Annotated in this window: 1 pseudogene and 1 other annotated feature; the pseudogene reads right to left on the reverse strand. The window is 61.2% G+C overall.

Annotated features, from left to right (window positions below):
* Positions 1 to 1,224 (reverse strand): annotated as a pseudogene (locus ACFSUD_RS19585) (IS3 family transposase); the annotation flags it as partial.
* Positions 821 to 937 (reverse strand) — a sequence feature (AL1L pseudoknot). It overlaps the preceding pseudogene by 117 nt.
* Positions 1,225 to 1,274 lie beyond the last annotated feature (50 nt).

A 1,274-nucleotide genomic window follows, 5' to 3' on the forward strand; every position in this document is an offset into this window, starting at 1 on the left:
TTTTTTCAAGGGTGTTCATGCTCACATGGAATGCGTCCTCCTGCTCTTGCGGCGGCCGGTGGCCAATGGCGCTGTGTAGCCGCTCGGTGTTGTACCAACTGACCCATTGCAGGGTCTCCCATTCGACCTGGCCCATGGCTTTCCACGGGCCGAGGAAGTTGATCACCTCGGTCTTGAACAGGCCGATGATGCTCTCGGCCAGCGCGTTGTCGTAGCTGTCTCCGACGCTGCCGACCGAGGTGTCGATACCAGCATCGGCCAGCCGCTCGGTGTAACGGATGGACAGATATTGGCTGCCGCGATCAGAGTGGTGGATCAGCCCGCTTCCCTCGAGCGGGCACCGTTGGCAGATGGCCTGGTTCAGGGCATCCAGCACGAAGCCTGTCGTCATCGAGGTCGAGACGCGCCAACCTGCGATCTTGCGGGCGAAGACATCGATGACGAAGGCCACATAGACCATCCCCGTTCAGGTCGACACGTAGGTGAAGTCCGAGACCCAGAGCTGGTTGGGAGCGTCCGCGATGAACTGCCGATTGACCTTGTCACCGGGACAAGGCTGCGCCGGATCGGGGATTGTGGTCTTCTTCTTGCCCCGTGTAACCCCTTGTAATCCATGTTCGCGCATGAGCCGCTCCACTGTGCAGCGCGCGATATCGTGCTTGTCCCGACGAAGCTGATGCCAGACTTTGCGCGCGCCGTAACGACCCCTGCTCCTGTCATGGACGCGTCTGATCTTCTCGAAATCCTCGGCGTCCTGCCTGGCGCGATCAGCGGCCAAAGCAGGATTGCGAGCGATGGCAGCACGCGCATAATAGGTCGCAGGGGCGATCGGCAGAACGCGACAGATCGGCTCGACCCCGAAGACCTCACGGTGCGCTTCAATGAAGGTCGTCATTTGCGGAACGGGCGGTCGAGCTCCGCCTGGGCAAAATACGCTGACGCCTTCTTCAGGATCTCGTTGGCGGTGCGCAGTTCCTTGACCTCGCGCTCCAGAGACTTGATCCGTGCCTTCTCCTCACTGGTCACGCCGCGACGCTCGCCAGCATCACGGGCGGCCTGAATGCTCCAGGCGCGAAGAGTGTCATGAGAACAGCCAAGCTTCGACGCGATCGCGCGGTAGGCCGCGTTGTCGCTGGTGTAATCGGGCCGCTGTTCGCGGAATAGCCGGACGCCGCGCTCACGGAACTCGGCTGTGTACTTCGGGGTGGGCTTCTTCTGATCCATAGGGCTCATCCTTTGAGAGTTTTACTCTCCGGTAAACCCGGGGCGGTTCA

This window comes from Sulfitobacter aestuarii, from assembly GCF_042685005.1.
Lineage (GTDB): Bacteria > Pseudomonadota > Alphaproteobacteria > Rhodobacterales > Rhodobacteraceae > Sulfitobacter > Sulfitobacter aestuarii.